Here is a 12,363-nt window from a genome sequence, read left to right on the forward strand (position 1 = left end):
GGTGGGCCAGATTTCTTTGATGACGCGGTGACCTCTGATCCCGGTTGAGAGTCGTGGAAGCGCTTGTAGGCAAATGGGACCCGCACCGAAGCCAGAGTCGTATACACCGAGACCAGCCTCTTTTGGCACGCTCGACTGCTTCCGACCGTTAGGTCATTGGGTGTTCACTCGATAATGTTGAGTAGGAGAAGATTTGGTGCGTCAGCACCGTGTATGGCGCGGCAGTAGCGTGTAGGAACGGGCACCGTCTGCTGCCATCGATCGAGCATGCGTTTCAGCCGTCTTAGTCAGATTGCGGGCCGTAGACCCGGCCACTGGCGCTGAATGTGCCGCCCGACGCCGGCTATTGCGCACTGCGCCAGGACCGACACGGGTACTACCCGCGGTGGGACTACAGTGTCCCGGCAATGGTCCACTTCGATGCCCAACCGGAGAACAAACGTGAGTGATGAGTCGCAGGCGTGGAAGGCGTTGGAATTCGAACGTCTCGTCGGGCTAGCGCTGCGCAACATCTTTGATGGCGCATCCATTGAGGCGCAGCCGCGCCTGGGTGACAAAATGCGCCCAGACTTCGTCGTCCACCTCAATGACGGTCGCATCGCTATCGTCGAAGTCAAGTCGGTGATGCCGGCTACTGCCCACCGCATCGATCAGGCGGCGGCACAATTGCGCAGCCTTCAGCAGGCGTACCTACAATCCGCCAGCGATAACAGGCGGCCGGCAGAGCTCATCCTTGCAGTTCCGGGCGTACTGGCACCCGAGCACGTTTCCCAGCTGATGACGCTGGGTGTCGACGCGGTGCTCGACGGCCCACGGCTGCACGACGCTGCGCCTGAGCTGGATTGGTCACGCGTCGAAACTACGCGCCGTCCGGTAGAGGAGGTCGGCCAGATGGCACTGGCGCGCCAACTGCTCGCCAAGCTGCGTCTAATCCCACCCGGCAAGCCGGATTGGGCCCTCTATCAGAGCACTACCCGCGACCTTCTGGCAGTGCTTTGGTGTCCACCGCTGGAGTCTCCCCTTAGTGAGCACGCCAATGTCAGCGGAGTCAACCGGCGTGACATCATCCTGCCCAACTACGCCGACAGCGGGATGTGGAGGTACCTGCGCGACCGCTACGCAGCGGATTACGTCGTCGTCGACACCAAGAACTACGTGGGGAGGGTCAAAAAGGCCGCCGTTCTGCAGATGGCCAACTATCTGGGTGCTCGCGGCACTGGGCTGCTCGGAATCATCGTCTGCCGCAACGCTGCCGATAATAGTGCGGAAGTTACCCGCCGCGAACAGTGGTTCCAATACGGAAAATTGATCGTCATCTTGAACGACAACGATCTCGAACAGATGGTGCTGTCGGTGGCCAGCGACGATGGTCCCGCTGTTGTCGTCAGGCAGAAGATTGAGGATTTTCGGCTCAGCATCTGACGCGCGGTCGCGGGCATTGTGTAAAACATATCGGCAACACCGGCCATCGCAATCCTGACATTTCCTTGAAACCGTTTCGGTTATATGTCACACTTGACGCGTGGAGCGTATGCATCAGTTGGCCGACGAGATCCGAGAAACGTTCGGGGAACGTGGCTGGGCGATCGGCAAGGCTGTGGGGCTGGATCCGGCGTTCACGAGTACCCGACGATCGCGCTCTAGCCTCGGACGCGATTTGGTGATCGATGCGGTCCAGGCCGCGACAAGTCGGCTTGGCTTGGGTTACAAGACGTGCAGCGGGGGAGGCAGCGACGTCGTCCTCTACACCGACGACGTTGTTCGGCTTTTCCGCATCCGGAAGGCGGGAATCGACCCCGAGACCGGCAACTATGATGTCCTGCGTGGGTCTGACGCCATCTTGACCGTCGAGGATCCCGATGGCGATCCACTCATCCCGGCGCAGCGGTGGGTGCTTGGTTACACCGTCGACGACGAAGGCCTGGTTGCTGACATTTTCGCTGCCCGCGTCCTGGGCGCCACCGATGAGACGGTTCCCCGCCTCATCCTCGGTGCAACGACCCTTCTGGGCCGCACTGGACCGACAACCCCGCCACCGAGTGGACGCTTCGAGCCGGCTGACGAAGATGACCTCGGCGACGATTTCGGCGACAACGATGCCGATTCCGGAGAGGCTGGTGCCGGATAGCAACTGCTCGTCCTGACCCGCTATTCTTCCTCCTCCCCTTGGCTATTCCTGGGGGCCAAGCGAAACGGACGCTAGTTATGAATGTCTATCCAGATGCAGGGCGGGTGCAGCAACTACGCAGTGCTCGCGGCCTGACGCAGGCTGAGCTTGCCGATGCGCTGGGACTGCCAGCGAGTTCCCTGTCCCGGGTATTGAGCGGGCACTTGTCGCTGTCTGAGGGTGAGGCTCAATGCCTGGCCGAGGCGCTCGACTGCAGTATTGAGGTGTTGGGTCGGCCGAGCGCGGATGTGCTGCACACTCGCCCTTGGTTGCGTGCCTACGCCGATGCGCCCAAGAAGACCGTTGATCAGTACATTGCCGACACGTTGCTGGCACTGGAGTCTTTTAATTCCCTGCGCCTCAAGCAGATGCCCGAGCGCCTGCCGATGTTCACCGGGGACATCAACGACGACTGTGAAATCGACGAGTTCGCCAACAACGTCCGACAAGCCGCCGACGTGCCGCCACACGGTGCCGTACTCAACGTCACCCGCGCCGCTGAACGCCTCGGATGCTTGGTCCTGCCGATGGATAGCGAGCTGGGCAAGCACCTGGGGATGTCGATGTTTGTTGACGGCACCCCTGTGATCAGAGTTAGTCGCCCATCGGCCGGCGGGGGCATTCCCGGTGACCGACAACGCTTTACGACCGCGCATGAGCTCGGTCATGTCAGCCTGCACCAATCCCAACCGCCGCCACAGACCGCCGACGAGGCCAGAGCTGTTGAGAACCAGGCGCACCGTTTCGCCGGCGCATTTCTGATGCCGGGAGATTCATTCCTCAACGACTTGGACGAAGCCGGAGGAAAAGTCACACTGACAACTCTCTCACGGTTGAAGGAACGCTGGGGAGTCTCAGTGAAGGCGATGGTTGTCCGCCTACAACAGCTGCACCGCATCGACGCTGACCAAGCGCGCAGCCTGTACAAGCAGATTTCGTCTCGAGGCTGGAACAAGGTTGAGCCCATCGAGGTCGGAAACGAACGGGCAATATGGTTGACCAAGGCGATGGCTCGTCGGTTTCCCGGCGACGATCCGATGGAAGACGCCGTCCGTCGAACTGGACTGCACCGCTCCTACTTTGTGAACTGGATCGATTGGGAACCCAGCCATGACGCGACGGTGATCCCATTTCGCCGAGCCGCAGGAGAGTCGGGCGCACCCAGCAGAATCGACGCCACCAACCTCTAGGTCGAGTTGTCGTTGCTTCGATCTATCAAGCACTTCTAGGTCGACCGCGACGTTGCGGAATCCACCTTTCGCATCACATCCTGGTGTCTGATAACTCGGTCCGTCGCAAGGCTCGGCGGGTGCGGCGACGCTCGGCATGCGGTGGACGCTCGTGGGTTGGAACTGCCGTGGGCCAATTGCTGTGAATTATGCGGGCGTGCCGACCTGGGCAAACGCCGCCCGCTTTGGAGATACGTTGGTGCGGTGCCCGTTCGATCAGATGAAGACGGCTTCATCCCGGGCGATCGAGCGCCCAATGCTGAGACCCCGCTTACCAATGCGCTGCGCGGCGCCAGTTCGACACAGATTGGTTCGCTCGGCGAGGAAACGGCGGCGATCTTGCTCGAGAGCCTGTACGACGCAGTGATCGTCACCATGGGTGATGCAGGCATGCCGCGCCGCGGGGCCAGCCAGGACCTCGACCTCGTGGTGATCATCGATGGCGAACTGATCGCCTACGAGGTCAAAACGATGTATCACTCGCGCAAGGCCTTCGCACTAGACCGCGCCGGCAACTTGGCCACGCCGCGACTACGGCGTGGCAGTGGTAGCGGCGGGTTCGGTCAGGGCAGCCCAACACTACGTCGCCGCACGCCTCGATGATGTCGTCGACACCGACGACGGTTACGAAGGTATCGAGGTGCGCGTGATGGCGATCAACCTCCGGCTTATGTTGGCTCAGGAGTTCACCGTCGATGATTTCGGTCGGCGATTACGCCCTCGGTCGGCGCCACTGTGCTGCCTCACGACCACACACGTTGCATTCGAGCACATCGTCGCCCACCGTGGCCACGTCGAACGTTTGGGGTGCTAGTGGCTGAGTCGGTCCGCGCAGCTGCCGATCGTTCCAGCGGTCGGGAACTGGCCTCTGGTCGGGGAAGTGGCATCGTTGCCGTCACTTCAGGAAGTGGGCACACGACTGCCGGCTGTTGTTGCTCAAACCACGTACCATTTTCCTTACTTGCGATGTCATGTGGTGCCGCAACGGAATGATGTTTCGAGCGTCAGGGTTCCGGCGGTTAGTGACTGGGACTCAAGCGCGCAGTCTGGTCACGAACCCCGTTGTAGGCCGCTCGTCAGGCCTACCGGCGAGCATCGCCAGATGGCGAGGCGGATTCTGTTCGAGACGCGTCGGGTCCAAATGCGGCTGAAGATGGTCGAAGGCGTTGTCGTCGAGCAGGATGTACGCCAGGGGAGTATCGGTGTGGGCCAGCCGCACATCCGCGGCACGGCGGCAGCCCATGACATCGCTGCGTAGACGAATTCGGCACGCCTGGTCAGCGCGGACGCGTTGGTGGAGTTGGGCGATGAGTTGGGGCCGGTGGCCGAGGTGAAAGCTCACGGTGTCGCTGGCGCGGTGATAGAACACCAGGCCGCTGGCCGCGGCCGTCGCGCGCAGTCCTCGTTGTGCACATTCGAGCCAGTACTGCAGCCAGGGCACCATCATCGCCGTGTTTGAGCGTTGCCCACGGACCGTTGCCGGCAGTCGCGGGGGCTTGATGTCGGCGGCGATTTGGAGCAGGCTCGCCACGGCCGCGACGTCGTGGTCATGAGTGGCCTCGCATGCTGTCATGAGGGCATTGCAATAGCGGTCATACATGTTGGACCACTTCGTGTTTCCGAGTCGGACGATCGTCCGGAATTCGTCGAGCAGCCAGTTCGGAGCGTCCTCGTCGAGCACCAATTTTGTCTGCATATTGATTGCCACGTTGTTCAATGCTGCTCCCGCGCCGACGATAATGGCCGGATGGTCCCGGAACTCGTGAGCGAGGTCTTTGAGCGCCGTTGTGAGCTGCTCGGCATGCTCGCGGTCGGCGAGGTCCGCATTGACGAGAACTTGAATGCGCTGTGCTTTTACCCGGAGTCGCCCGATGTGGTCGTTGGGGGCTAGCGCGTTGATCTGTTCGATCAGATGCCGCTGTGCATCGGCGTATCGGCCGGCGGTCAGGGCACGTTCGATGGCTCCCGACCAGGTTGAATGGGCTTCCAGGTAGGGGTCGGTAGGAAAGGCTCTCTGCGCCGCTTCGATTCGCCGTCGCCATTCGCGCGGTGCGTCGGCGTCAGGGCGTTCGTATTCCAGCACCTCGATGACGGCCAGAAGGCTCGCGCTGTGAGCGGCTCCTTCTGCTCGGCCGCTATCGGTGGCTGCGGCCCACTGCTCCATCGCGTTGATCGCGATGATCATGTGTGGCTCGATCTGGTCGGCTGCTGCCCCGTTGTGGACGATCGCCTGAAGCAGCTGAGCCGCGGTCATGGCGCTGAGCCGGACGTCGGGCTGGGGTAGCTCTTGCAGCAGGTCCCATTCGAATGTCAGCCAGGTCAGTGCTTCAGTCGTTCTGCCTTGCAGATTGAGCAGGCCGGCCTCGTTGCCTGCCAGCAACGCGCACGGCCGCATGTTCCCGTCGATGCGGGAGGCGCGTTCCAAGATCGCCAGGGCGTGCGGCTGCAGCGCGGTCGCCGCCGCGAAATCCTGGGAATTGATGTAGCCACCAAGCCACGATGACAGGTGCAGCGCTATCTGGTTGAGGGTGGCGTCGAGCGCGCAATGTGCTCGGACGGCGTACTGGAGGATCTCGTTGACATCGAGGCATCGTTGCAGTTCCGTGGGCAATGCGGAGCTTGGCGACTCTGCGCGCTGGACGAGAGACTGGGCGCGCAAGCGACGGACCGCGGCGTTGATGTACGGAATGTGGTCATCGGGTACGGGCTGGTATCCCTTGCAGCCGACGAGTGTTTCGACGGGAAAGGTTGCCGCTGCATAGAGCAGCGTTTCCGGAATGCGTTGCGAGGCAACAACGGCACTCGCCATCAGCATGTGTAACGCTGTCGTGCTCACGTGATCGTGGCTGGCTGCGTCGATGAGTTGGCTCAGGCACAGGTTGATCGCGGCCAGCAACGTGCGGGGATAGTCATCGAGGTCGAGCGTGTCGTCATTGAATACTGCGTCCGCGAAATCCTCGATGCTGGCGAGGTAGGCGTCGAGTGTGTCGACGACTGTGGTCAGGGTCTGGAAGTGTGCGGCGGCCATCTGCAGTGCAAGTGGGTGATGTTCAAGGCGCCGGGCGAGTGTGGAAAGCGCGGTGTCCGCACGGTTCTGTTCGTCGGCGTTAGCTCCCAGGTCATCGTGCAGACGCGATCGGAGCAAAGACCGGGCCTCCTGCTGAGTCATTCGTGGTATTTCGATCGGGTCGTGGGCCGTCCAATCCACCGAATTGTGTGAGGTAACAATGATGTCCGCGTTCGCCGATGAGGTGATCCATTGCTGCAGGGCAGCTGCGCGAGGTGCGTTGTCGAACACGATCAGCCAACGTCCGATGAAGGTGCGGATCGCCGAGAGGAACGCTGCGGCCACGTCTGCGTTGCTGCCGATCAGGGGGTCGGGCAGTCCGATGATCGCGGTTTGGCGTGCGATCGAGGCAACGATGGACGCGTCGGACTCGGCGTCAATCCAGCAGACGCGATCGTAAGTTCGGTGTTCGGCGTGAGCGAACATGGCGGCCAACCGTGTTTTGCCAATCCCGGAGGGACCGACGAGAGCGCACATCTGCGCCCTGGCTGAACGAATGTTGTTGAAGCGATCGACTATTGCCGTGAACAGTTCTGGTCGATCGACGCCGTCGCCTGTGGGTACATAATGGATACCATCGCCAGCCTCGATGAGACCGGCAGCCTGCGAGAGGGCCATCTCGGGCGGTGCGAGGTACTCGCAGAATTCGGTTAACGTGACCGTTCGGCTGCCGCGCACAGGCGTGTCCCGGTGGTGCGCGGTGTCTGTGGCGGCTGCGCGCTCGAAGACGTGCGTGATCAGTGAGTGTTCTAGAACTTGTGCGCCACGGACTCCTAGGGGCAATTTGTGCTTGCTGCGCCATGTTCGGATCTTCTCGATCAAGCGTGTTCGGATCACCGTCGCGGACTCACCGGTGGCTACGACCTGTGCGCGCCGCATCCGGCACAGGACTCCCGCATCCACGAGTGCGGTCAGTGCATGTGAGGCGCGCGGGGAGTCCTTAGCCAGCTCCAGAAGTTCGCGCTGTAGCTCGCTGTCGGACTTGTCGCTGCGAAGGGCGGCGTTGAGCCGATCGATGAGAGGTCCCGACTGCGCGTTGGTGATCAAGACGTAGCGTGGACAGTCAATGGACTGCACGAGGCGGATTAGAGGTGGGAGCGCGTCGGCGATCCCGAGTTTCGATTCCGCCGGCTTTGCAACAGACTTCGCCTGATAAACCCCCAAGGGGCGGCCACCTTCTGGGTCGTATACCGAGAAATCGACGATGTCAGGGTCATGACAGCCAGGGTCGGCCGGATCCTCGATCCAGATCTCGGTCGCATCAGGCCGGCCCTCTTCGATGAGCTGCAGGAAGGTCTCGAGGGTGAACAGGTACTGGTAGAACAGGCCAGATGCGGATGCGGTACCGCCGGTGCGTTTAGCCATCGTTTCGAAAACTACCAGCGCGCGCGGCGGGATGAGATGCGTCTGCAACGTCGCCTCGCGGACTTCGAATGGCATAGTGATTGATGTCGAACCTGGTTGTTCGCCTACGGTATTCGGCGATAGTGCCGAGCCAGTTGGACACGACCCGACCCGATTCGGTCGCTGCGCCTCGTTGTCGCGGCCACGACGACTACGCCCATGCCCTTTAGCGCACGGCGTCAATTCCTCGGCAGGTTGAGCGGCCCGTGGTGGTACAGCTCGACCCCATGAGTATCGGAAGTCCGGCGCGCATAGAGAACTCCCTGCGAGTACGGAGTGATGGCGATGCTGGCTTTGCCCAGGGGATCAAACCCGGTTGACCACAGCAGGATATTGCCGTGGCCCGCATCAGTCACCCTGAGCCACGACGTCGCTGCCGGCACAGTGCCATACCAGGCGACATCGTCGATGCGCGTCATCTGCCGGGTCCAGCGCTTGTGGCTGAATTGTGTGGTTCGGTTGGCAAACTCACGCCAGGCCGTGTGCGAGTCGATAGTTGGCCAATCGGGAGACCCGGTGAGGTCTGCGGTCAAGCTCTCGAGCCACTGCCGCATTCCGGCGGCGGAATCGAAGGTTGCCTCCGTGCTGCGCACAGCTGCAATGGCGGCGAGTCGGTGATCGAACCCGGAGCGGATGAGGACGGAGGCCGGGCGACATAACGTGCCGGTCTCGATCGCCATCGTGGCTGTTCCGGTGAGCGTACTGGCGAGCAGATTGCCCTGTGCCAGTTCGTACACCCGCGAGGCTTCCATCCCCCAGACGAGTCGATAGATCAGGTCAGATTCGATGAACTGTGCGACGTCCACCGTGTCATCGTCGAGTTCGTTCAGTGCCCGGCCACTGAGCCAGTGGTTGAGCACGGGGGGCCACAGTAGCTTGGTTTCTGGTCGAAACTGAGGTAACCCAAACACAATTGTCGCTATCTGCAGTAGATGCTGCGCGGCCTCAGCGCTGTCATCGGCGGCCAACGCGTCCTCGGCCCGCGACGTCAATTCAACGATTGCTTCAGAAACTGCGCCGAGTTCTGCACCGGCATCGGCGCCGACGCCAGCCAAATACCAACCACGGCGCTGTGCCGCGGTCGAGGTGCTCCAGAGATGCCTCGCTCTCGCGTTGACGACTTCGCGCAACGCTGTCTGGGCCCCTTGCTTTTGGTAGCGCAGCAGCTGACGCTCCCAAAGGGAGTCCCGCAGGACGTCGGTCACAAGCTGGATCACCTGGTCGGGATCGGAGTCATCGTCGCCAAGGATGCTCAGTAGGGCGGTATCGAGTAGTGCCAGGTTGGCCCGCCACCGCTGGGCGGCGTCTTCGCGGGTGGAGACCTCTTCGTTGACGATCACTGGCAGGGTCCAGTCGGGTGTTCCTGTCAGATAGTCGATGGCCGGTTGAAGCTTGTTTGTCCCATATGCAGCTATCAATCGGTTAATGAGGTCCTTGCTGACGGCAATGAGTCCGGACTCAAGCGTCTTGCCCTCCTGGCCGGATGTGAGGGCAATCCACTGGCGGCGGTTACGATCGTTGCGCTTGAACCGGGGGTACAGGACGAGGCCTTCAGTGTCGACGAAGGCGCGGCCGGCCCTGCCGACCACGTTTGCGAATTCCGCGCCGCTCAACAGGTGATCCTGGCCCCGGCTTAGACCGTGGAACAACACTGCCGACGCTGACAAGTTCAATCCTTGGGCCAGGGTCGGGGAGGCCACGGTGACCTTCAGCTTCCCGGTCCGCAGCAGTCGCTCAACTTCGCGCCGGAACGGACCCGGCAGGGCGCCGTGGTGAATCGCGACGCCGAGCTTGAGGCAACCGAGGATGGCGTGGTCGGGACCGAACCACTCCGCACCAATAGCCAGCACCTCACGCAAATCGACGTCGTCTGGCAGCACTGAATCAATCAGCTCTTGCTCGCGCAACTTGAGGATCTGCTTGGCGTAAGGCTCTACCGACCTTCTTTGCGGACAGAAGATCAGGACGGATTGCCCCTCCTCGAGTAATCGCCATGCGGTGGCGATAACGAGCTCGCGGTCATCGCTAGGAAATAGCTTCTGTCGCCTGCCTGGGGGTGTCTTCGCCTCGATATATCGGGGGATGAACGGTCGATCCTGCCCCAGGGTCATGGTGAGACGGGCGTAGTCATCGCGCCATTCCACTAGTCCGAATCGCTGCAACGTCGGACGCCAATCTTCACGATGCAGACCGTCGGGACCGTCGCCCGTCATCCAGGCGACAAAGTCATCGAGTTGATCCCCGGAGGGAAATACCGCCGACAGGCACACGATACGGCGCGCGTGCGCGTCAGCTCGACGCAGCAATCGTTGGACCTGCGCTTCATAGCGCACTTCACGCTCTTCGCGCCCGATCATGTGCCCTTCGTCGAGGATGACCAATCCAACATCGTCGAGTACTGATGCGTCAGTTCGCAGAGCAAAGTCAAGCTTCTCGGGCGTCGCGACAACGACCTGACTGGTGCGCAGCGCATCCTCATCGAAGTCGGAGGTACCCATCGCGCCGTACAGAGACGAAACGCTGACGCCCAGCGGGGTGAAAGTGCTTTCCAGCACCTGCTCGGTCTGCGCCGACAATGCTCGTAGCGGTGTCACATAGACAGCCCGGCGGCCTTGGGCAAGGCATGCCAATATGCACAATTCGGCGATGCGGGTCTTCCCGGCACTGGTCGGCAATGCGACAACAAGATCGCACGTGCTATCGAAGATGCGCTGTACGGCATGCAGCTGCGACGGCCACAAGTCGATTTCGGATCGACCGCGTGCCAGGAGCGTCGCCACGAATGTCCCGCGCAAATCGGCCCAGTCAGGTTCCTGTGTGGGCAACCCGGCGTCGGCGGTCGCGGCTGGCGGACGTGTGGTCGGAAGATTGGCTGCGATGCTGGTTTGTCCCAGGTCACCAAGCAGGCGTCTAGTCAGCCGGAATACCCACCAGGGGCCGGGGACACCAACTTCGAGGGCAGCCTGTTCGCCGGTAGCTAGATCGGCAAGCGCCGTCTGCAGCAAGTCTGGTTGTTCGTGGGCAATCCCAAAAAGGGCGGCCGCGACCGCTGAGTGGTAATGCTCAGTCAAAAGAACGCCCACGGGGCCGAGCACATCGAGCAAATCTCCATCTTCTGATAACGGATCGATGCCCGGGGCAGCGCTGCCCCTCTCACGGTGCCTTCCCTCCAACGAGTCCACGAGCGAATCGTCCGTGGTCGCAGGTGACGTACGCAGGCTGATCGTACGAGTCTCGATTCGGCCGAGGTCGCGCAAGATGATGTCGGCAAGCGTGGCTTCCATAGGGGTGAGCTTGCCCGACTTAATACTGCTCTGTACCAGGGAGAAGGCCCGTGCCGCGTAGCCGCCGAGATGGCTTGCGGCGCCGGCGATCAGGCGATGAAACGCTTGTCCGTCAGTAGGCTCGGTATTGCGGGTTGCAGCCTCCAACGCATATGAGGCCTGGATGAATCCATTGTGCGCCAACTGTTGTCGCGAGGCCGCCTCGGCGGCATCGATACCCAGCGGTTCGGCGTCGGTCGTATCGAGCAGCTGCAGGCTCGTCGCGATAAGTGCGTAGCCGTAGTTGAGGAGATCGTCATCGAGATAGTCGTCAAACTGCGGGGCATCTGCGGGTAGCACTCCGTCGCGACGGATCATCGATTGCGCCTGCCCCCGTGATAGGAGCCTGCCACGGAACTGGGCTCCAGTCGCTTCCTGCAGGCTTGCGACCAACTCGCTCGCGTTACGCGTCAACGTCCAACGCCTTCTGGTAAGCCTGGCCGATGAACTGGGGATGCGCCTTGACGCGTAGAGCCAACGCCAGTTGCTTGACGGCCCCCGTGTAACCCTTCAAGTCGTCCTTTACGAACTTGCTCGGATCGTTCATGGTGAACAAAAACATCACGTGCGTGACCATCTCTGGACGGATCTCCTCGCACAGCTGCGCGTGCAGGACGGCATCGGCCAGCGACTCCGCCGATACGCGGCGCAATCGCTCGACGAACTGTGAAAGTGAATGCGGCGAAGGTAGGCCGTCAGAGCGTTGCAACCCCTCACGCGCCTCCGCCACAACAGCTTTCGACATTCGTTTGCGGCTCTTCGCCTCCACTTTTGCTAAATGCACCCCTGACCCCGAGTCAATCTTCACCCCGAGAACGTCGTCACCTCGCATGGCCCATTCCTGATGATCGCGGTCGATGAGCCTGCTCGGACCGACTGCGTAACCACAGTCTTCGTGAAGGTAGGCGGTAGCAAGGATCTCACCCATATCGCCCGATCGCGCTGTCTTCTTTGTGGGGAACTTGTTGCTCAAGAATGCCGAGACTTTCTGCTTGCCGAGCTTGTCGGCGATATGGATCAATGTGTCTGCGGCGGCGTACTTCTCTCCGAGCGTCGCGGCGACAGCGGCGATGCCAAGCTCATCGTCGGTCGAGGTGAGCAGACCGAAGGTATGGCCTTTTACGCTCTCGGTGGCCAAAGGGTCGCACCAGTTCTCGAAATCAGTCACGTGAC

At 61.5% G+C, this 12,363-nt stretch carries 7 protein-coding genes; 4 read left to right on the top strand and 3 right to left on the bottom strand.

Going from position 1 to position 12,363, the window contains the following annotated elements:
* Window positions 1-441: 441 nt before the first annotated feature.
* The 4 genes from QRN63_RS10115 (at window position 442) to QRN63_RS10130 (ending at window position 3,999) form a co-directional block, all read left to right on the top strand.
* Entirely contained in the window at window positions 442-1,422 is a 981-nt protein-coding gene (locus QRN63_RS10115; RefSeq protein WP_285030654.1) for a hypothetical protein, read from the top strand.
* A gap of 118 nt (window positions 1,423-1,540) precedes the next feature.
* On the top strand, window positions 1,541-2,128 hold the full coding sequence (locus QRN63_RS10120) for a hypothetical protein (RefSeq protein WP_285030655.1): 588 nt from the start codon (window positions 1,541-1,543) through the stop codon (window positions 2,126-2,128).
* A gap of 77 nt (window positions 2,129-2,205) precedes the next feature.
* The gene (locus tag QRN63_RS10125; RefSeq protein WP_285030656.1) at window positions 2,206-3,357 is read left to right on the top strand and encodes an XRE family transcriptional regulator; all 1,152 of its coding nucleotides are present in this window, start codon (window positions 2,206-2,208) and stop codon (window positions 3,355-3,357) included.
* 243 nt (window positions 3,358-3,600) lie between these two features.
* Window positions 3,601-3,999: a hypothetical protein gene (locus tag QRN63_RS10130; protein ID WP_285030657.1), complete on the top strand. Its 399-nt coding sequence runs from the start codon at window positions 3,601-3,603 to the stop codon at window positions 3,997-3,999.
* A gap of 430 nt (window positions 4,000-4,429) precedes the next feature.
* Here the strand turns inward: QRN63_RS10130 and QRN63_RS10135 are convergent, their stop codons facing one another.
* The 3 genes from QRN63_RS10135 to QRN63_RS10145 all read right to left on the bottom strand — a co-directional run bounded on the left by QRN63_RS10135 (window position 4,430) and on the right by QRN63_RS10145 (window position 12,358).
* On the bottom strand, window positions 4,430-7,903 hold the full coding sequence (locus tag QRN63_RS10135; protein ID WP_285030658.1) for an ATP-binding protein: 3,474 nt from the start codon (window positions 7,901-7,903) through the stop codon (window positions 4,430-4,432).
* 143 nt (window positions 7,904-8,046) lie between these two features.
* Window positions 8,047-11,508, bottom strand: a complete 3,462-nt coding sequence (locus tag QRN63_RS10140; protein WP_285030659.1) for a DEAD/DEAH box helicase — start codon at window positions 11,506-11,508, stop codon at window positions 8,047-8,049.
* Window positions 11,509-11,593: 85 nt separating this feature from the next.
* Complete coding sequence (locus QRN63_RS10145; protein ID WP_285030660.1) at window positions 11,594-12,358, bottom strand: Hachiman antiphage defense system protein HamA; 765 nt, start codon at window positions 12,356-12,358, stop codon at window positions 11,594-11,596.
* Window positions 12,359-12,363: the final 5 nt, after the last annotated feature.

The sequence above is a fragment of the Mycolicibacterium sp. lyk4-40-TYG-92 genome (assembly GCF_030209435.1).
GTDB lineage: Bacteria > Actinomycetota > Actinomycetes > Mycobacteriales > Mycobacteriaceae > Mycobacterium.